The following is an 18,776-nucleotide window of genomic DNA, read 5'->3' on the forward strand; positions in this document are numbered from 1 at the left end:
GTGCACGGTTGGACTCATGGTGGGATACCTAACTAGTTGGTGGAGGATGTGCACGGCAACGTGACGGACACCACGTCAACGTGTATTCATGCGCGATTAATTCCGAAGTTGCGTAGGAGACGCTATTGTTTTCGTTTTTGTCCAAGGGTTCTGCAAAGAAGGTCAGCGCGGCCCCAGAGTTGAAGGCGCCCCTCCACATGCCGGAAGTCAACCCGTATGAGTTCTTCTGGGGCTTGGTTCAGGACAAGCGACCGGCTTCCGTGTTGGAAGTAGGAACACGTCGCAGCGATGACGCCCGCAGCACGCACCTTCTCGCAGAGTTCCCGTGGATCCGCGAAACGAGTAACTATGTCCGAGCCGACATTCAGGATGGCCTGGACGTTGACATTATCGCCGACCTTCACACTCTTCCGGAAGAGTGGTCCGGGCGTTTCCAATGCTTCATCGCAGATGCTGTCTTCGAGCATCTGGAGAGGCCGTGGTTGGCCGCGAAGGAGGTGTCCAGAGTTCTCGCACCGGGCGGTCTGTTCTTCGTCGTGACGCACCAAACATACCCAATCCACGGCCACCCGAATGACTTCTTCCGGTTCTCGAAGGAGGCTCTTCGCCTGATCTTCGAGGATGCCGACCTTGTGGTCGACCTGGCCGAATATTCGGAGAGATGCCTTATCATCCCTCCCGCACATGTTGTCCCGCCTGAATTGCTGGAGATGTGGAACTGGGAGTTCCCGTCCTATGCTCTCTCGATCGTCGTCGGCAGGAAGCCAAAATAGACCATTGGCTGACCTCCCCCGTGGGCTTGGGTCGATCGTTAGTGGCTGACTGCTGCCAGCCACATAGCGTCGATCTGGACGTCAGTCAGGCCGAGCGCGGCACCAACGGTTGCGATCAGCGGGCGGCTGTTTCCTTGGCGGAACCGGCCGGCATGGCGGCGATGGACGCCGAGACTGTCGCCGGAGAAATCCCGGCACCGAGCAGGCCAAGGCGCAACTGATGAGCTGAGCGCGACTGCATCGCTGCGCGAACGCCTTCATCCGACGGGGCGAAAATTCAGCGATGGCGCCGAAGTCACCTGCCACGGCCTTCGTCCAAAAGTCCTCTTCATGGTCGTACTGCCAAGTGGAGGATACGTTGAAGGGCAACGGCCTCTCGAAGCCTGCGAATTTCACCAACGCAACAAGATAGGAGTGCTCCGCGTCTGCCAGGGAATTGCATGCGGCAGTCACCCGACGAGAAGCGCGGGGACGGTGGTGTCGAGTTCTCGTTGACACGGGCAGGCTAGGAGGCGATCGCGGCAGAGGTGCCCTGGTCCTATATCCTGCGCCGGCGTTTGCGGGATCTGTTTTCTTGGGCGCGCTAGCCGCCAAATGTACAACGGCCCGGTGATCCTTGGGATCCCGAGCCGTTTTTCATCCTTGGGAGGATAAGGCGCATATTGGGCGCCGGAATTCGTTAGCCGCGGCGCGTGTCCGGGAAGTTTGCCGGATCGATGCCGAGTGTGCGCAGGTCGCTTGCCTTCGGGCGGCGGTGGCCTTCGACAGCGGCGGCGGCAGCGCTAGCAGCGCCGAGAACTGCGAACGCACGGCCGATGAAACCCTTGTGGTAAGTTGTAGTAGCCATCGTCTTGCTCGCTTTCGTTTTCTCTTTGATGAGCAAAAGATGGGGCCTGGCCGGTCTTATTGCAATGCACAATTGGACACTCCAGCCATGCAAATGAAGCAGGCCCGGTCGGTAGTCAAACCGACCGGGCCCGCGGATTGGCCTTGGGAGGAGGCGCTGTTAGTCTTCGTTCGCCGCAAGCTGCGAAAGGACTTCGCCACGACCACGTGCCCGCAGGATCAGGGGCACGATCAGGGCTGCTGCCGCAATGATCAAGAGCACAGCCGCGATCGGCGAGGTGAAAAGCACTGAGAAGTCACCCTGGCTGATCGCAAGTGCACGACGCAGCTGCTGTTCGGCGAGCGGGCCGAGGATCAGGCCGACGACGACGGGGGCGATCGGATAGCCGAAGACACGCATGGCGTAGCCGAGCAGGCCGAAGGCGAGCAACATGCCGAGCTCGTAGACCGACGGGTTGGCGCCGATGGTGCCGAGCGTCGCAAACAGCAGGATGCCGGCATAGAGCCACGGCTTCGGGATCGTCAGCAGCTTCACCCAGAGACCGATCAGCGGCAGGTTGAGGACCAGCAACATGAAGTTGGCAATGAGCAAGCTGGCGATCAGACCCCAGACGAGCTGCGGATTGGTCGCAAACAGCAGGGGGCCCGGCTGCAAACCATATTGCTGGAAGCCGGCGAGCATGATTGCAGCGGTTGCTGTTGTCGGCAGGCCGAGCGTCAACAGCGGAACGAGCGTACCGGCGGCCGACGCGTTATTGGCGGCCTCGGGACCTGCAACGCCCTCGATTGCGCCATTGCCAAACTCTTCCGGATGCTTCGTCAGACGCTTTTCTGCTGCATAGGACAGGAAGGTGCCGATCTCGGCGCCGCCAGCCGGCATGGCGCCGATCGGGAAGCCGATGAAGGTGCCACGCAGCCAGGGTTTCCAGGAGCGTGCCCAGTCGGTGGCACTCATCCAGACCGAGCCGCGCACGGCCTCGACCTTGTCCGGCCCCTTGTCGCCCTGGGCGGCGATGAACAGCGTCTCGCCGATGGCGAACATGGCAACGGCGAGCGTCGTCACTTCGATGCCGTCAAGCAGTTCGGGGACGCCGAAGGAGAGGCGTGTCTGGCCGCTCAGCTGGTCGATGCCAACGACGGCGAGGGCGAGGCCGACAAACAGCGATGTCAGCCCTCGAAGGGTGGAATCGCCGAAGGCCGAGGAAACGGTAACGAAAGCGAGCACCATCAACGCGAAGTATTCGCGCGGACCAAAGACCAGGGCCAGTTTGACGATGTAGGGCGCGATGAAGGCGAGGCCGAGCGTGGCGATGAGGCCGGCGACGAAGGAGCCGATTGCGGCTGTCGCCAAGGCCGGGCCACCGCGGCCGGCGCGGGCCATCTTGTTACCCTCGAGTGCAGTCACGATCGACGCGCTTTCGCCGGGTGTGTTCAAGAGGATCGAGGTGGTCGAGCCGCCGTACATGCCGCCGTAGTAGATGCCAGCGAACATGATCAGCGAACCGCCCGGGTCGAGGCGATAGGTAACAGGCAGAAGAAGCGCTACCGTCAGGGCCGGGCCGATGCCGGGCAGAACGCCGACGGCCGTGCCGAGCGTGACGCCGATCAGCGCGTAGAGCAGGTTCATCGGCTGGGCAGCAACCCACAATCCCTGCAGCAGGAAGTCAAAAGTAGCCATGGTCGTCGGCCCTCTTAGAAGAACAGGCGTTCAAGCGGCCCCGCGGGCAGCGACAGTTGCAGGAGCTTGGCGAAAATCACCCAGACGACGAAACAGAGCACGATGCCGACGGGGAGAGAAAACCAAAGCTTGCGTTTGCCGAAACCGCGCGCGGTCAGCGCGAACAGAATGCCGGTGGCGATCGAAAAACCCGCGACTTTCAGCAGAAGCATCTGGGCAGCCAGGCCGCCAACGATCCAGATGACCGGAGCAACCTCCTGGCGTTCACGCTCCGGAAAATCGCCGCGAAACGCTTCGAAGCCCGTCCAGATAGCGAGAGCCAGAAGACAGCAGGCGATCGCGTAGGGGACCGTCGTCGGTCCAACCTGGGAGTAGCCGGCAGCGCCTGCCAGGCGCGACACATCCCAAAAAATGAGGCCAGCGATAGCGGCGAGAACCACCGCGATGAAGAGCGCCGCCCGATCCGGGCGACGCGTTGCGGTTGAAGGGTGATGCCCCTTGGTCATTTCACCAGTCCAATGTCCTTGAGAACACCTTCGGTTGCCGCAACGTCCTTTTCGAGCTGGGCGTTGAAGGCATCACCGGCGAGATAGCTGTCCTGCCAGCCCTTGGTCTTCAGAACTTCCTGCCAGCCGGCGGACTTCGCAAGCTTCTCGATATCGGCCGAGACGGCAGCCTTCTGCTCATCCGACAGTCCCGGAGCGGCTGCGACCATCCGCCAGTTTTCGACGACTACGTCGAGGCCCGATTCCTTGAGTGTCGGAGCGTCGACGCCCGCAATGCGCTCGGGGCCCGATACGGCGAGCAGGCGAAGCGTGCCGGCCTTGACCTGAGATTCGAATTCGCCGTAGCCGGAAACACCGGCAGTCACCTGGCTGCCAAGGATTGCGGCAAGCGCTTCACCGCCGCCGGAATAGGCGATGTAGTTGATCTTGGTCGGGTCGACACCGGCAGCCTTGGCGATCAGGCCAACGGCGATATGGTCGGTACCGCCGGCCGAGCCGCCTGCCCAGGAGACTGCGCCCGGATCTTTCTTCAGGGCTGCGACGAGGTCGGCCATCGTCTTAATGTCCGATGCGGCCGGCACGACGACCGCTTCATATTCGCCGGTGAGGCGAGCGATCGGCGTCACGTCCTTGAGGGTGACCGGGGACTTATTGGTGAGGATCGCGCCGACCATGACATAGCCGCCGACGATCAGGGCGTTCGCATTGCCCTTCTGCTGGCTTGCGAACTGGGCGAGGCCGATGGTGCCGCCGGCACCCGGAACGTTCTGAACTTGAACGTTGCCGGAGATGCCTTCCTGCTGCATGACGGTCTGTAGCGAGCGTGCCGTCTGGTCCCAGCCACCGCCCGGGTTTGCCGGCGCGATGATGGTGTAATCAGCGGCGACAGCCGGCAGCGACATGGCGCCGGCGAGAATCGTTGCGAGGAAAAAGTGTTTCAAGGTCAGTCCTCCGTGAGGCGCGTTTTCACCGCGCACGTTGTTGCTCAGTGCGAACGGGAAGACGGCGACGGGTTCTTTCGACCCTTGTCGCTTGACCGGATTGGTGGCTTCCTCCCAGTGCGCAACCGGCGACCCGCCTCCACGGGTGCCAGTGACCCTAAGGCAACATAGAAAGCTGACATTTAGCTGACATCAAGCCCCGAATGCGCTTTTCGGTGCGTGACGTTTACGAAATCTTAGATTCTTGGCCGCGCCAACGAGGGAGATAGCCTCTGTCAGCCTCGGTGGCCGAGTTCGGAAAGGTTGATCCACCGGGAAATGGGCGAATCGAAACCTCGGAGCCGAGGTGCCGGTTCCACGTATGATGGCAGCGATATCGCGACGACGGCAAGCTGTGGTAGTGTCGCGCCGGCCACCCCGAAGACCTGTTCGCCCCGAGACCTGTTCGAAAGGATGGAGCAATGACCAAGACAGCCAACTCCAAGATCGCCAATGTGACATCGAAGCGACCAACAAAGGGAAACGCCACGCGGACGCGAATGTCAGTCAAAAAGGAAGGCGAAAAAGAGGAGAAGGGACAGGCGGTTGCAGATCAGCCGAAATTGCTTTCAGGCGGCAATCCCCAGATCGCCAAGGGCTATGGCGATGCGCCGGTGCAGGCCTATATCGCCGCCATGCCGGGCTGGAAGAGTGCGGTCGGGCGCCATCTCGACCAGCTTATCATGCGCGCCGTCCCGAAGGCGCAAAAGGCCGTGAAGTGGAATTCGCCGCTTTATGGCATGGAGGGCGACGGATGGTTCCTCGGCGTTCACTGCTTTGCGAAATACATCAAGGTCGCGTTCTTCAATGGCGCGGCCCTCAGCCCGCCGCCACCTGTCGAATCCAAGATGGCAAATGCGCGCTATTTCCATATCCACGAAAAAGACGAGATAGATGAGGCACAATTCAGCGATTGGGTAAAACAAGCGAGCCAATTGCCCGGCGAACGTATGTGAGCGGAATGTCAGTGGCGTTGTGCAGAGCGCACCCCGCGTGATGGAGAGGATCAGATGAAGAAAGTGACGGGAACGACGACGAAGAATGATGCGGTCGAGGGAGAAGCGCCTGCCTCCGAACGGATCGATGCCAGGATAGCTGAATTGGGCGACTGGCGGGGGGAGATGCTTGAGCGGGTTCGGAAGCTCATCAAGGAGGTCGATCCCGAGGTCGTCGAGGAATGGAAATGGAGAGGCGTTCCGGTTTGGGAACATGCGGGGATCATCTGTACCGGCGAGACCTACAAGGCGGTGGTCAAGATGACCTTCGCCAAGGGCGCATCACTGGAAGATCCCTCGGGTCTCTTCAATTCAAGCCTCGACGGCAATACCCGGCGGGCGATCGATATCCACGAAGGCCAAGGGATCGACGAGGACGCTTTGAAGGCCCTCATTCGCGCTGCCGTGGATCTGAACCTGTCGGTACAAGCCGAGCGTAGCGGTCGATCCCGCAAGAAGACCTGAAGTCCCCGTTCAGGGCGCCGCCGAATTGGCGCGCGCCCTGATTTCAGTGGAGCCGCAGGACCTCGTTCCATTTGGCGATCAGACGCGAGCGCTTTACCTGGTCGAGATAGACCATCAGTCCGGGGCTAACGGGAACCGGGCGCAATTGAGCGCCGAGCATTTCCTGCATGGTGTTTGCGGTATTTTCTCCGGCGACCTCTGGGCTGACGGCGGCGATCTGCAGTTCTCGCGCCATAATAGTCTGTCCTTCCTTGGACATGAAGAATTCGAGATAGCGGCGTCCGAGGTCCGGAGAGGCCGAGGCCTGGGGAACGAGGCCAATTCGCGACATCACCACAGTGTAGTCCTTCGGCAGCACGATCCCGACATCCGGATGCCGCGCTGCCCAGTCCGCCGCGTAGGAGCCAAGGATATTATAACCGAGCACGAAGCGCCCGTCGGCAACACGCTCGAGGATGGCCTCGCTGGTGGAATAGAGCTTGACGCCAGCGGCACCCATGGCCTGGATGACATCCCAGATATCGCCGAACTGCTCCTGGTCACGTGCCATGAAGAGGAAGCCGACGCCGGAGCGCTCGATGTCGTAGGTTCCGATGCGGCCGAAGACGTTGGCGCCCTGGCGCTTCAGGTAATCGACGAATTCGGAACGCGTGGACGGCGGCTTTTCCGTCGTGAAACTCGGTTTGTGATACACAAAGACGGCTGGCTCGAAGGTGAGTGCGTAAGCGGTGTTGCGCCAGTTCGCCCAGGCGGGCCAACGGTCGCTCATCGGCAGGTCGCTGCGCTGGGCATACCCATCGTTGCTGAGCTTGACTTGCAAGTCCATGGCGGAAGAAAAGGCGAAGTCCGCCGTCTTCATGCCGGCATCCGTCTCCTTGATGATACGGTCGTAGATCTCGCCGGTCAGCATGTCTTCGTAGCGCACAGTGACATCCGGATTGGCCCTCTGGAAGCCGATGATCATCGGCCTGGCGAGAGGCTCATCAAGCGAGGAATAAACCACCAGCGTGCGCGCATCGGCGTTGCCGGAAAGGGCTGGAAATATGATCGGCGCCGCAAGGAGCAGTCGGGGGCAAAGGGCAAAAAAAAGAAGAGAAATCAAGAACCGCATGAATCCACAATGCCTCACTGTGTGACCGTTCACAAGCAAGGCGTCGGCGGATAAGGTGGTTCGGGGAGTGACGATAATTGCGCATCTTGCTTGTTGAGGACAACCAGGACCTGGCCGAGGGCCTGTCTGCCATTTTGCGTGGCAGTGGCTATGCCGTCGACGTTGTCAGTGATGGTGCCTCGGCGCATGCGGTTGCGGCAACTGAAACCTTCGATCTGGTCATCCTCGATCTCAACCTGCCGGAGATGGACGGGCTCGACGTTTTGCGGGCGATGCGCGCCCGGCAGAACCGCGCGGCGGTGCTGATCCTCACGGCGCGAGGCGCGCCCGAGGAGCGGATCAAGGGTCTCGATCTCGGCGCTGACGATTACATGATCAAGCCGTTCGACGTTGGCGAACTCGAAGCGCGGGTGCGCGTGTTGCTGCGCCGGCAGGCGGGGCTCAGGGCCTCGACCGTGAGCTATGGCAATGTTTCGCTCGATCTCAATACGCGCAGCTTCTCCTCAGGCGGTGTGCCGATCGAGATCCCCGCGCGCGAACTCGGGCTTCTCGAACTGCTGTTCATGCGCGCCGGCAAGGTGGTTGCCAAGGACGCGATCATGCAGTCGCTGACCGGCTTCGACGATGATTTGAGCTCCAACGCGATCGAGCAATATGTCAGTCGGTTGCGCAAGCGGCTGGCGCCGCATGGCCTCACAGTTCGCACGGCCCGCGGCATCGGCTACTACCTCGACAAGATGGCCGGGCCGGAATGAAGGCGACAGTCTACTCCCTCCGCCGGCGCCTGCTTGGCTGGCTGCTGATCTCGACGGTCGTCATCGGCGTCATTGCGCTCATGGACACCTACCGTGAGGCTGTGACGACCGCCAACGTTGTCTCCGACCGCGTGCTCGCGGGCTCGGCGTTGGCGATCGCGGAACGCGTGGTCGTCGCGGAGGATGGCTCGCTCGAGGTCGATATTCCCTATGTTGCCCTGGAGATGTTGACCTCTGCGGCGCAGGACCGCGTTTTCTACAGGGTCGACGGGCCGCCGGGCCAGTTCATCACGGGTTACCAGACGCTGCCGTCGCTTGCGGAGGAGCCGGGGACATCCACGACCTTTGCGGATTCGACTTTCCGCGGCGAGCCGATCCGTATAGCAGCCCTTCGCCGTTCTGCCTCGACGGGGATCAATTCGGTACCCTTTGTCGTGACCGTTGCCGAAACGACGATCGCGCGGCGGCAACTTGCGCAGACCATCCTCTTCCGCTCGGCTTTGCGTCTCGGCATGATGATCGCAGGTGCTGCAGTCATAGTCTGGATCGCCGTCACGTTTTCACTGCGCCCGCTCTACCGGCTCGGAGATGCGATTTCGGAGCGCAATCCGGATGACCTGCACCCGATCGGCGAACGGGTGCCAAACGAAGTCCAGGGGCTCGTCGACACCGTCAATTCCTTCATGGGACGCCTGCAGTCGGCACTCGATGCTCTGCGCAATTTCACCGGCAACGCCAGCCATCAGCTCCGTACACCGCTCGCCATCATCCGGACACAGCTCGCGCTGGCGCAGCGTGCAGGGTCGATCGAGGAAACGCATGGCGCAGTGAAAAAGGCCGACGAGGCGGTTGCCAATGCCGAGCGCATCCTGGGGCAATTGCTGCTGATGGCGAAAATCGACGCGGCCGGGAAGAACGAGGCGCGGATGCTGGGGCGAGTCGATCTCGTCGATCTCGTGCGGGAGATCACGGCAGAACATGTACCCGCGGCAGGCGAAGCGGATATCGATCTCGGTTTCGACGGCGACGGCGAAGCCTTTATTCGCGCCGAGCCGCTGCTGGTGGCCGAGATGCTCAAGAATCTGATCGGCAATGCCTTGCTCTATGCCGGTCCCGGGGCCGAAGTGACGACGCGCGTTCTTGCAGACGCTGGATCGGTGTCGCTGGAAGTCGAGGACAATGGCCCGGGAATTCGTCCCGAGTTGCGCGAGACAGTGTTGCGTCGCTTCGAGCGCGGAGGCAGCGAAGCGCCGGGATCGGGGCTTGGTCTACCGATCGTCGAGGAGATTGCCGAACTTTACGGCGCGACGACCCGTCTCAGCGAGGGGGCCGACGGACGAGGCCTCAAGGTGACCATCCTCTTTCCGGCCGGCTAGCTACAGACCGGCTCTGTCCGGCGCCGCCATCGCGGGCCGGATGAGCAAAAACCATCTGCAGGCGGTCAGGTCGACGCGCCCGAATGGTTGCGGCACTTTGAATTGTCTTGCTTAGCGGCCGCGCGGGCCGAAGAGGGAAGCTGTCTCGCGGGTCTGTACCCGCAGCATCGCGTTCCAAAGCTGTAGAACGAAACGCGGCTGAAACTGGCTCGCAAGCTTGCGCTGCGACAACATGATAAGTCTCCGATAGTTTTGGACCTCTGGCATATAGTGCTTTGGCGGAGATTTTGCCAGAGCGCCCACGCCGGGGCAGCTCTGCGTGCCAAGCATATGTGGAAAACGGCCTGAGACAGATGAAATACCTGCCATTCAAAAACAAAATGCCGGGATGATTTTCATCATCCCGGCCAGTTGGCTTCACTGGGAGGAGAAGTCTTCTTTGGAGGATTAGGCTTTCTTGCGGTTCTTCTGTCGGTAGACGTCGATCACCACGGCCGCGACGATAATCAGGCCCTTGACGATTTCCTGGTAGTAAGCGTCGACGCGAAGGAAGGTGAAGCCCGAGGTCATCACGCCAAGGATGATCGTGCCGATCACCGTGCCGGTGATGCGGCCGACGCCGCCGGTAAGCGAGGTGCCGCCGATGACGGTCGCGGCGATCGCATCCAGTTCGTACATGACACCCATGCCGGCCTGTGCGGTCTGGGCGCGGGCAGCGGTGACGACGCCGGCGAGGCCCGCCAGCATGCCGGCAATGGCATAGACCTTGATGAGGTGCGCTTCGACATTGATACCCGAGACGCGTGCTGCCTGGACGTTGGCGCCGATCGCATAGGTGAATTTGCCATAGCGGGTGTAGCGTAGCGCAATGTGGAAGATGATCGCGACGACCAGGAAGACGATCACTGGCCAGATGCCGGTACCGATGAAGTTGAACTGTTCGGTGAGGCCCGAGACCGGCTGGCCCTTGGTGTACCACTTGGAGATACCGCGTGCCGACACCATCATGCCGAGCGTGGCGATGAAGGGCGGGATCTTCGTGCGGGCGATGAGCTGGCCGTTGATGAAGCCGGCAAGAAGGCCGATACCAATGCCAAGTCCGATCGGAACGACCGCCGGCATGTCGGTCAGGGACGGATAGAGCGCGCGGGGCCAGGTGGATGCCTGCGCGACGCTTGCGGAGATCATCGCCGTCATGCCGACGACGGAGCCGGAGGAAAGATCGATACCGCCGGTTATGATGACCTGGGTGACGCCGACGGCGATGATGCCGATCACCGAGACCTGCAGGATCATGATCGTCAGGCGCTGCGGGTTCATCAGGAAGCTCTGGCCGACGAAGATCCAGCCCAGCACCTCATAAACCAGCGCAATGCCGATCAATACGAGGAAGATGTTGAATTCGGGGGGCAGGCGGCGCTTTGCGCCGGTAAGCGGTGTGCTCGCGCCCTGTGCGGCGACATTGGTATCCATTTTCATTCCTCCCTTTCGTCGGGTCGCTTCCCGCTCAGCTCGCGGCGAGCTCCATGACCTTGATCTGGGTTGCTTCCGCCCTGTCGAGGAAGCCGGTGACACGGCCCTCGTGCATGACCATGATGCGGTCGCTCATGCCGAGCACCTCTGGCATTTCCGAAGAAATCATGATGACGGCGACACCATTGCGTGCGAGTTCGGTGACGAGGCGGTGGATTTCCGCCTTGGCGCCAACATCGATGCCGCGCGTCGGCTCGTCGAGGATCAGGATGCGCGGATTGGTGAGCAGCCAGCGGCCGATCAGCACTTTCTGCTGGTTGCCGCCGGAGAGGTTCTCGATGCGCTCCTGCAGGTTTGGCGTCTTGACGCGCAGCTTGCGGCTCATCTCTTCGCAGGCGGCAGTAATCTGCTTTTCGGTGACGAAGCCGCCCTTGACGAAGCGATCCTGGAGCACGGCAATCTGCATGTTCTCGAGGATGTCGAGGATCAGAAGACAGCCGGTGTCCTTGCGGTCCTCGGTCAGGAACGCCATGCGGTGCCTGATTGCAGTGGTAGGGCTATTGATTGAAAGGGTTTTTCCGTCGATCGAAATCGTGCCGGAACTTGCCGGCGTCACGCCGAAGAGCGTCTCGGCGACGTTCGAGCGGCCGGAGCCGACGAGGCCGGCAATGCCGAGGATTTCGCCGGCGCGAACATCGAAGGAGACATCGCGAAAGACGCCGTCGAGCGCGAGGTTCTTCACCGAAAGCACGACGTCGCCGATCGGCACTTCTTCCTTCGGGAACATCTGGGTGATTTCGCGGCCGACCATCATGCGGATGATGTCATCTCGGGTGACGTCGCTCGAGGCATGGGTGCCGATAAATTTGCCGTCACGAAACACCGAGAACTCATCGGCGATTTCGAAGAGCTCGTTCATCTTGTGGGTGATGTAGACGATGCCGATCCCTTGTTCGCGCAGATCGCGGATGATCTCGAACAGGTGCGCGACCTCGCGCTCGGTCAGTGCCGACGTCGGTTCGTCCATGATCAGCACGTCGGATTCATAGGAGACCGCCTTGGCGATCTCGACCATCTGCCTGTTCGCAACGGAGAGATGGCGGACCTCGATTTCCGGATCGATCTTGATCTTCAGGCGATCGAACAGCCGGGCGGTGATGCGGTTCATCTCGCCGTGGTCGACGAAGCCGAAGCGGTTCTTCGGTTCACGGCGGATCCAGATGTTTTCCGCCACCGTCATGAATGGCATCAGGTTCAGTTCCTGATGGATCATCGCGATGCCGTTTTCGAGCGCGTCGAGCGGCGATTTCAGTCGGATGTCGACGCCCTTCAACCTGATGTCGCCCTTGTCGGGCGTATAGATGCCGGCGAGGATCTTCATCAGCGTCGACTTGCCGGCGCCGTTTTCACCCATCAGCGCATGGACCGTGCCGCGCTTCAGCTTGAACTCGACGTCGTCAAGGGCGACGACGCCCGGGAATTCCTTGCGGATGCCTTCTGCCGAAAGAAGATATTCGGCCTTGGGCACCGCGCCGCTGGCGCGCACGGCTGCCATCGTTGTCGGACTGAGCGTCATGTTCCTTGCCTCCCCCGTCGTTTCCGGCTGTTGCGGAAAGTCCTCGTCGCTGGCGGGTCACCAGCCCATTTAATCGCAGGTCGCATCCAAAAGGACGCAGACATCCGCAGCGGGACTTGCATATTTGAGCGGGAGCGCAGGTGATCCTGCGCTCCCGCCGCAGGCCATCAGTTCTTGGCCTGATACTTGTCGAGGTTTTCCTTGGTCACCAGCTCGAAGGGAATGTAAACCTTCTTGTCGACGGCTTCGCCCTTGGCGAGCTTCAGTGCGGCATCGACGGAGCCCTGGCCCTGGCCGGCTGCGTTCTGGAATACGGTTACGTCGAGGTCGCCCGCAGCCATTGCGGCGAGTGCGTCCTGCGTCGCGTCGATGCCACCGACGACGACCGAGTCCATCGAGCGGCCGGCGGCCTTCAGCGCCTGGATGGCGCCGATTGCCATTTCGTCGTTGTTCGAAATGACGGCATCGAATTCAACGCCGGCCGAGAGCCAGTTCGTCAGAAGGTCCGACCCTTGCGTACGCGACCAGTTGGCGGTCTGCTCCTCGACGATCTCGATACCCTTGCACTGGTCGGTCGCGAGCACGTCGTGAATGTCCTTCGTGCGCATACGGGCGGCCTGATTGGACAGTTCGCCCATCATGACGACGGCCTTGCCCTTGCCGCCAAGCATCTTGCAGATTTCCTGCGTCTGCAGCGTGCCGGATTCCTGTTCGTTCGACGCGACGAAAGCCTGCTTTTCCGGCAGGGTGTCGACGTTGACCGGCTCGCGGTTGACGTAGACGAGCGCAACGCCGGCGTCTGCTGCAATCTTCGACATGGCTGCCGTCGCATCGGTATCGACCGGGTTGACGATGATGGCGGTCACGCCGGCTGCGATGAAGTTCTGGATCTGGCTCTGCTGCTTCGAGACGTCGTTCTGCGCGTCTTCGATCTGCAGTTCGACGCCGTCGAGCGTCTTGGCGTAGTCGGACATGCCGTTGCGCAAGACCGTTAGGAAGTTGTCATCGAAAAGGGCCATCGACACGCCGATGGTCTCGGCATGCGCAGCCGTCGACATCATCACGGCCAGCGCTGTACCCAGCACGAATTTCTTCATTGTCTCTCTCCTCCACAATGGTGCCCGGCGACACCTTCTCCTGCCGGGAGCGCAATCCTTGCCGGATTGCGCTCATTCACATTGAAAGCGCCACTCCCGTTACGCCTTCGGATAAAACGGAATAAACGAACCAGTAAATCGTGATTACGGAATATGTATTCCATTTTATGGGAGCGCCGTCAAGACCTGTTGCGGCGCCCGCATCGTTTTCCCGCAGTCAGGCCGCGGCGGATCAGATCCGGGTTTGAATGTGGTCCACACTCTGCCTGATCGCAGCCGCCGGATCTGCGACCGCGTGAACTTCGGCGGCAAAGGGTTCGAAGGAAAGCGGCCCTGCATAGCCCTCGGCACGCAGGCGCCGGATCTGGCCGACATTGTCGAGAAGGTCGTCCTGATCGACCAAAACGCGATGCGAGTCGCGCAGATCGGAAACGGCGACCCGACGGTCGGTTACGCCGGAAATATGCACGAGCCCGGTCATCTCAGGATAGGTTGCGGGTTCGCCGGCGAGGTGGTGATGGAACGTATCGTGCACCAGTCGGAAGGTACTTTCTCCTCCGACCGCCTTGATCGCCTCGACAGCCTCCGTCTTTGAGCGCAGAGAGCAGATTTCGAAGCCCAGCGGCTCGACAAGGCCGATAATTCCGGCCGATTCGAGCATCGGTTTCAGCGCGGCAAGCGCTTCACGAAGGTTTGCCTGTCGCTCGCTGTCCGCCTGGCCGGAGCCATCGTTGACGGGCACGAGCACGAGGGCCTTGGCGCCGCAGTCGCGCGCATAAGCTATCAGCTCTCCGGCTTCTTTCTGACGATCCGAATCCCACTCGTTGAAGCGCTGCAACGCGTTGATCGAGATAATTGTAATGCCATTGCGACTGGCAAGCGCCGCTACATCCTTGGCCGGCGTGCCGTCGATGATGGCATTGCCCGAGAGGTCGTTGCGGATCTCGACGGAGGAGATCCCGAGGGATTTGGCAAGTTCGAAGAAGGCGCCGAGCGGAAGACCGGGCGTGGTCATATGATTGAGGGCGAAGGGCAGGGTTGTCACGGGAATGTCTCCTCCAGTGGGACGGGTCACGCTTTGCAAATAGAACGTTCATTCCATTTACAGCGTCGGAGACATTTCACCAACTGCTGGAGGACAGTCAAAGAGCGAGTGACGTAAAGGACTTGCATTGCTGCAATATTGCCTTTCGTCAATGATTGGATTCTATCATCCTTCGCTAGATATTCTCTGGCGTGAAGAGATCAAAGGGAAGGAAGGTTTGCCCCGGGGCGCCCGTCGGTCCTTTGTCGATCGCCTGGATCATCAGATTGATCGTTTCGCGGGCAAGCGTCGCGGTCGGGGTTGAGATCGCCAGCGTGACGACGTCATCTCCGAGGGCTGCCCGCGACTCCGGCGTCAATTCGTTGACGACGGCAATAAGCTTGCCTTCCAGCTTTTCCTCACGGATTGCCGAGATGGCACCTTCCATGCCCCCGCCGCAGACGTAAAAGCCGATCAGATCCGGATGGCGTTGCAAAAGGTTCAGTGTTGCCTCGTGCGTTATCTCGGCCGTATCGAGATTGACCATGGTATCAAGCACTTCGAAATCCGGTGCGTGCTCGCGAAAATAGGAGCGGAACCCGATCTCTCGAAGTTCGTGGCCGAGGAAGCGATGGCTGCCGACGAAGGCCGCGACCTTGCCCGGGCGTTTGGCTGCCTTGGCGATCATCCATGCCGCGGTACGGCCGACCTTGTGGTTATTGAGCCCGACATAACCTTCGCGCACGCCGGCGGCGAAGTCCGAAAGCAGCGAGAAAACCGGGATCCCCCGCTCCTTCAACTCCTCGATCGCCGCCGTCACCGCCGGATAATCGGGAGCAACGAGCGCAACCGCCTGGTTTCGCGCCGCAGCCGCACGAAGCTTTTCCGTAATCGCCGTCGGTGTCGAATTTGCCAAGAAGTCGACCTGAGCGAAAACACGTGCGTTTGACAGCGAAAGCGCCGCGTTTTCGATCTCCTTTGCAACCGCCTTGTAGAAGGACTGCTCCGGCTTCTGCAGCACGAAGCCAAGCCTGTACTGTGGCAGGTCTTCGAAGACGCGCTGCCGGATGAGGCCAACTGCGTGGTAGCCGATAGACTTGGCTGCCTCGTAGACACGGCGCGCAGTCTCCTCTCGCACCGGATGCCGTCCGTTCAGGACGCGATCGACAGTCGCGACGCTGACGCCGGCGGTCCGTGCGAGGTCGGCAATGGTCGGACGGTTGCTCATTGCTTCTCCTGATAGGTTTGCATCACGAATGATATGCGGTAAATGACATCATTTGAGAGAATATATCATTGCTGCATTGAGACCTAGCAAAAGTCAACCTATCGTCATTGCACGACATCGGACGCTCCTGGCCAAACTGGCCGGATCGCAGGGAGGAGAGCAAATGGCGATGGTTCCAACGAAGCGAGATTACAGTCTCCTCGGGCGCGATGCCCAGGCGGCTGTCGCCAATGGCCTCTCGGCCGCGGAGTGGTATCACACGGAGATCCCGCGCAAGCAGATGAAGGAACTGATGAAGCGTGAGGACGGACCCGCCATCCGCGATAGCGCGATCTGGCTCGGTTGCCTCGTTCTTTTCGGCGGGCTCGGCATCACCTTCTGGGGCACTTGGTGGGCCGCTCCGTTCTTCCTCGCCTATGGCGTTCTCTACGGCTCGGCCTCTGATAGTCGCTGGCACGAATGCGGGCATGGCACCGCGTTCAAGACGATGTGGATGAACAACGCCGTCTACCAGATCGCCTGCTTCATGATCATGCGCAATCCCGTCACCTGGCGTTGGAGCCACACGCGCCACCACACAGATACGGTCATCGTCGGCCGCGATCCCGAGATTGCCGTCATGCGGCCGCCGGATCTCCTGCGCCTCGTCTTGAACTTCTTCGGCATTCTCGATGTCTGGCATGCGATCGTCGACATGGTCCGCAACACGCTTGGCATCATCAGTGCCGAGGAAGCGACATTCATCCCGGAAATGGAACAGCCAAAGGCGATCCTCGTTGCCCGCATCTGGTTCGCCATCTACGCCGCAACGATCGCGCTCTCGCTCTACCTCGGTTCGATCCTGCCGCTGATGTTGATCGGTCTGCCGCGGCTGTACGGTGCCTGGCACCATGTGCTGACCGGGCTGCTGCAACATGGCGGTCTTGCCGACAACGTCACGGATCATCGCCTGAACAGCCGCACTGTCTACATGAACCCTGTCAGCCGCTTCGTCTATTGGAACATGAACTACCATGTGGAGCACCACATGTTCCCGATGGTGCCCTATCACGCCCTTCCGAAGCTTCACGCCATGATCAAGCACGACCTGCCGGAGCCGAACCCCTCGATGCTGCATGGCTATCGCGAGATGATCCCGGCCTTCCTGCGCCAGTTGCGCAACGAGGACTATTTCTTGAAACGCGAACTGCCGGCGACGGCGAAGCCCTACCGGGAAGAATTTCACAGCAACGCGATCGTGCACGCAGCCGAATAACCAACGAACTTAGCAAACGGGTGGAAGTTATGAGCGGAAACTGGCTTGAAGTCTGCGCGGCCGACGAAATCGACGAGGAAGACGTCATCCGATTTGATCACGAAGGGCTCACCTTCGCGGTCTACCGGAGCCCGGATGACGAATATTTCGCGACCGACGGGCTTTGCACGCACGAGCACATCCATCTGGCGGATGGCCTGGTGATGGACGACATCATCGAATGTCCGAAGCACAACGGTCGCTTCAACTACAAGACCGGCCAGGCCAAGGGCGCTCCGGTCTGCGTCAACCTGAGGACCTATCCGGTCAAGGTCGAGGGAGGAAGCGTGTTCATCGCGATCTCTTGATCGCGGCTTCAACGCGAAGAACTCAGCGAGAGCGGGCAGGGAGGTTGAAATGGGTGGAATCGTCATTGTTGGTGCCGGTGAATGCGGCGCGAGAGCCGCCTTTGCCTTGAGGGAGCGGGGCTACGACGGCTCAATCACGTTGATCGGCGCCGAGCCGCATCTTCCCTACGAAAGGCCGCCGCTTTCGAAGGATGGCCTCAAGGAACAGGTTCAGCCGAAATATGTCGCCGATGCCGAGCGCTATGCGAGCGCAAGAATCGACATACTGACCGACACCCCAGTCAAGGCTATTGACCGCGCCGCAAAGCGCGTGGAACTCGTCGACGGCGGCAGCATTGCCTATGATCGGTTGTTGCTGACGACCGGCGCCCGCGCGCGGACGATATCCGGAACCGATGATGTGTCTCGGCGCGTTCGCACGCTCAGAACGCATGCCGACGCCGAGGAGATCCGTCGCGAACTTCTGCCCGGGCGAAAGCTTGCCATCATCGGTGGTGGATTTATCGGCTTGGAGCTCGCGGCAACGGCGCGCAGCCTCGGGGCAGACGTCGTCCTGATCGAAGGGCTGCCACGCATCCTTTCGCGCGGCGTGCCGGCTGAGATCGCGACCGTCGTCGCAGAGCGGCACCGCACGGAAGGCGTCGACATACGTTGCGACACGAAAATCGATCGCATCGATGCTGATGAGGACGGCGTGCGTATCCTGCTTGCGAACCGACAATCGGTCGATGCTGATTTCCTGGTCGTTGGCATCGGCGCATCGCCGAACACGCAGTTGGCAGAAGCCGCTGGCCTCATCGTCGACAATGGCATTGCTGTCGACGCGAAGCTCAGGACTTCGGATCCCGACATATTCGCGGCCGGCGATTGCTGCTCCTATCCGCTCTGTCACTATGGCGACCGCCGCGTTCGTCTCGAAGCCTGGCGTAACGCGCAGGACCAAGGAACACTCGTCGCCGGCAATCTGCTGGGTGCGAGTGAGACGGTCACCAGCGTGCCGTGGTTCTGGTCCGACCAATATGACCTGACGCTGCAGATTGCCGGACTTGCAGACGGCGCGACTGTGACCGTGCGACGTGATCTCGCAGATGGTGCCTTCATTCTTTTCCATCTCGACGACACCGGGCGGTTGCTTGCCGCTTCCGGCATCGGCCAGGGCAATGCCGTCGCGCGCGATATCCGGCTGGCGGAAATGCTGATCGCGGCCGGAAAGCGGCCCGACCCTCAGGCGCTCATCTCCCCGGAAACCAAACTCAAGGCCCTGCTTGCCGCCTAGCGCGACAGCCTGTCG

Annotated in this window: 19 protein-coding genes; 8 read left to right on the forward strand and 11 right to left on the reverse strand. The window is 60.9% G+C overall.

The genetic code is table 11. The features are described from left to right. Positions 1–125 precede the first annotated feature (125 nt). The gene (locus tag IB265_RS27535) at positions 126–773 is read left to right on the forward strand and encodes a methyltransferase domain-containing protein (RefSeq protein ID WP_192495442.1); all 648 of its coding nucleotides are present in this window, start codon (positions 126–128) and stop codon (positions 771–773) included. A 679-nt stretch (positions 774–1,452) separates the two neighbouring features. Here the strand turns inward: IB265_RS27535 and IB265_RS27540 are convergent. The 4 genes from IB265_RS27540 to IB265_RS27555 all read right to left on the reverse strand — a co-directional run bounded on the left by IB265_RS27540 (position 1,453) and on the right by IB265_RS27555 (position 4,744). Beyond that, positions 1,453–1,620: a hypothetical protein gene (locus tag IB265_RS27540; protein ID WP_089045897.1), complete on the reverse strand. Its 168-nt coding sequence runs from the start codon at positions 1,618–1,620 to the stop codon at positions 1,453–1,455. A gap of 159 nt (positions 1,621–1,779) precedes the next feature. Beyond that, complete coding sequence (locus IB265_RS27545; protein WP_192495443.1) at positions 1,780–3,297, reverse strand: tripartite tricarboxylate transporter permease; 1,518 nt, start codon at positions 3,295–3,297, stop codon at positions 1,780–1,782. A gap of 14 nt (positions 3,298–3,311) precedes the next feature. Beyond that, on the reverse strand, positions 3,312–3,803 hold the full coding sequence (locus IB265_RS27550) for a tripartite tricarboxylate transporter TctB family protein (protein WP_113398845.1): 492 nt from the start codon (positions 3,801–3,803) through the stop codon (positions 3,312–3,314). Continuing rightward, on the reverse strand, positions 3,800–4,744 hold the full coding sequence (locus tag IB265_RS27555) for a tripartite tricarboxylate transporter substrate binding protein (RefSeq protein ID WP_192495444.1): 945 nt from the start codon (positions 4,742–4,744) through the stop codon (positions 3,800–3,802). The genes IB265_RS27550 and IB265_RS27555 overlap by 4 nt, the downstream gene beginning before the upstream one ends. Before the next feature lie 539 nt (positions 4,745–5,283). Here IB265_RS27555 and IB265_RS27560 point away from each other — a divergent pair. Further along, entirely contained in the window at positions 5,284–5,739 is a 456-nt protein-coding gene (locus IB265_RS27560; protein WP_210334606.1) for a DUF1801 domain-containing protein, read from the forward strand. 54 nt (positions 5,740–5,793) lie between these two features. Continuing rightward, positions 5,794–6,243 carry a DUF1801 domain-containing protein gene (locus tag IB265_RS27565; protein WP_192495446.1) on the forward strand — a complete coding sequence of 150 codons (450 nt, stop codon included), beginning with the start codon at positions 5,794–5,796 and terminating at the stop codon, positions 6,241–6,243. A 43-nt stretch (positions 6,244–6,286) separates the two neighbouring features. Here the strand turns inward: IB265_RS27565 and IB265_RS27570 are convergent, their stop codons facing one another. Further along, positions 6,287–7,354, reverse strand: coding sequence for an ABC transporter substrate-binding protein (locus IB265_RS27570; protein WP_192495447.1), 1,068 nt, complete (start codon positions 7,352–7,354; stop codon positions 6,287–6,289). 77 nt (positions 7,355–7,431) lie between these two features. Between IB265_RS27570 and IB265_RS27575 the strand changes: the two genes are divergently transcribed. Together IB265_RS27575 and IB265_RS27580 are read left to right on the forward strand one after the other, a co-directional pair. After that, positions 7,432–8,109: a response regulator transcription factor gene (locus IB265_RS27575; RefSeq protein ID WP_057251404.1), complete on the forward strand. Its 678-nt coding sequence runs from the start codon at positions 7,432–7,434 to the stop codon at positions 8,107–8,109. Continuing rightward, positions 8,106–9,485, forward strand: a complete 1,380-nt coding sequence (locus IB265_RS27580; RefSeq protein ID WP_192495448.1) for a sensor histidine kinase — start codon at positions 8,106–8,108, stop codon at positions 9,483–9,485. Before IB265_RS27575 ends, IB265_RS27580 begins: the two co-directional genes overlap by 4 nt. 111 nt (positions 9,486–9,596) lie before the next feature. Here IB265_RS27580 and IB265_RS37385 read toward each other — a convergent pair whose 3' ends face one another. From IB265_RS37385 to IB265_RS27605, 6 genes are all read right to left on the reverse strand, one after another. Continuing rightward, positions 9,597–9,719, reverse strand: coding sequence for a hypothetical protein (locus IB265_RS37385; protein ID WP_256436672.1), 123 nt, complete (start codon positions 9,717–9,719; stop codon positions 9,597–9,599). A 213-nt stretch (positions 9,720–9,932) separates the two neighbouring features. Further along, positions 9,933–10,958, reverse strand: coding sequence for an ABC transporter permease (locus tag IB265_RS27585; RefSeq protein WP_192495449.1), 1,026 nt, complete (start codon positions 10,956–10,958; stop codon positions 9,933–9,935). A 34-nt stretch (positions 10,959–10,992) separates the two neighbouring features. Next, a complete protein-coding gene (locus IB265_RS27590) occupies positions 10,993–12,534 on the reverse strand; it encodes a sugar ABC transporter ATP-binding protein (RefSeq protein ID WP_192495450.1) in 1,542 nt (513 codons plus the stop codon). Positions 12,535–12,701: 167 nt separating this feature from the next. Then, on the reverse strand, positions 12,702–13,631 hold the full coding sequence (locus tag IB265_RS27595; protein WP_065372923.1) for a sugar ABC transporter substrate-binding protein: 930 nt from the start codon (positions 13,629–13,631) through the stop codon (positions 12,702–12,704). A 232-nt stretch (positions 13,632–13,863) separates the two neighbouring features. After that, positions 13,864–14,676, reverse strand: coding sequence for a TIM barrel protein (locus tag IB265_RS27600; RefSeq protein ID WP_192495451.1), 813 nt, complete (start codon positions 14,674–14,676; stop codon positions 13,864–13,866). Positions 14,677–14,851: 175 nt separating this feature from the next. Continuing rightward, the gene (locus IB265_RS27605) at positions 14,852–15,883 is read right to left on the reverse strand and encodes a LacI family DNA-binding transcriptional regulator (RefSeq protein WP_192495452.1); all 1,032 of its coding nucleotides are present in this window, start codon (positions 15,881–15,883) and stop codon (positions 14,852–14,854) included. 163 nt (positions 15,884–16,046) lie between these two features. Here IB265_RS27605 and IB265_RS27610 point away from each other — a divergent pair, with 163 nt between their 5' ends. From IB265_RS27610 to IB265_RS27620, 3 genes are read left to right on the forward strand one after another with little or no spacing between them, the layout of a single operon-like run. Further along, a complete protein-coding gene (locus IB265_RS27610) occupies positions 16,047–17,138 on the forward strand; it encodes a fatty acid desaturase family protein (protein ID WP_192495453.1) in 1,092 nt (363 codons plus the stop codon). 29 nt (positions 17,139–17,167) lie between these two features. Beyond that, complete coding sequence (locus tag IB265_RS27615; protein WP_192495454.1) at positions 17,168–17,485, forward strand: MocE family 2Fe-2S type ferredoxin; 318 nt, start codon at positions 17,168–17,170, stop codon at positions 17,483–17,485. 49 nt (positions 17,486–17,534) lie between these two features. Beyond that, positions 17,535–18,761, forward strand: a complete 1,227-nt coding sequence (locus tag IB265_RS27620; RefSeq protein ID WP_192495455.1) for an NAD(P)/FAD-dependent oxidoreductase — start codon at positions 17,535–17,537, stop codon at positions 18,759–18,761. The last annotated feature ends 15 nt before the right edge of the window (positions 18,762–18,776 follow it).

The sequence above is a fragment of the Ensifer sp. ENS10 genome, from assembly GCF_014852025.1.
Lineage (GTDB): Bacteria > Pseudomonadota > Alphaproteobacteria > Rhizobiales > Rhizobiaceae > Ensifer.

Coding starts and splice junctions, on each gene's coding strand:
- IB265_RS27580 (WP_192495448.1), top strand. CDS start 8,106: ATGAAGGCGACAGTCTACTCCCTCCGCCGGCGCCTGCTTGGCTGGCTG.
- IB265_RS37385 (WP_256436672.1), bottom strand. CDS start 9,719: ATGTTGTCGCAGCGCAAGCTTGCGAGCCAGTTTCAGCCGCGTTTCGTT.
- IB265_RS27540 (WP_089045897.1), bottom strand. CDS start 1,620: ATGGCTACTACAACTTACCACAAGGGTTTCATCGGCCGTGCGTTCGCA.
- IB265_RS27620 (WP_192495455.1), top strand. CDS start 17,535: ATGGGTGGAATCGTCATTGTTGGTGCCGGTGAATGCGGCGCGAGAGCC.
- IB265_RS27565 (WP_192495446.1), top strand. CDS start 5,794: ATGAAGAAAGTGACGGGAACGACGACGAAGAATGATGCGGTCGAGGGA.
- IB265_RS27590 (WP_192495450.1), bottom strand. CDS start 12,534: ATGACGCTCAGTCCGACAACGATGGCAGCCGTGCGCGCCAGCGGCGCG.
- IB265_RS27615 (WP_192495454.1), top strand. CDS start 17,168: ATGAGCGGAAACTGGCTTGAAGTCTGCGCGGCCGACGAAATCGACGAG.
- IB265_RS27585 (WP_192495449.1), bottom strand. CDS start 10,958: ATGGATACCAATGTCGCCGCACAGGGCGCGAGCACACCGCTTACCGGC.
- IB265_RS27610 (WP_192495453.1), top strand. CDS start 16,047: ATGGCGATGGTTCCAACGAAGCGAGATTACAGTCTCCTCGGGCGCGAT.
- IB265_RS27605 (WP_192495452.1), bottom strand. CDS start 15,883: ATGAGCAACCGTCCGACCATTGCCGACCTCGCACGGACCGCCGGCGTC.
- IB265_RS27545 (WP_192495443.1), bottom strand. CDS start 3,297: ATGGCTACTTTTGACTTCCTGCTGCAGGGATTGTGGGTTGCTGCCCAG.
- IB265_RS27550 (WP_113398845.1), bottom strand. CDS start 3,803: ATGACCAAGGGGCATCACCCTTCAACCGCAACGCGTCGCCCGGATCGG.
- IB265_RS27595 (WP_065372923.1), bottom strand. CDS start 13,631: ATGAAGAAATTCGTGCTGGGTACAGCGCTGGCCGTGATGATGTCGACG.
- IB265_RS27570 (WP_192495447.1), bottom strand. CDS start 7,354: ATGCGGTTCTTGATTTCTCTTCTTTTTTTTGCCCTTTGCCCCCGACTG.
- IB265_RS27560 (WP_210334606.1), top strand. CDS start 5,284: ATGTCAGTCAAAAAGGAAGGCGAAAAAGAGGAGAAGGGACAGGCGGTT.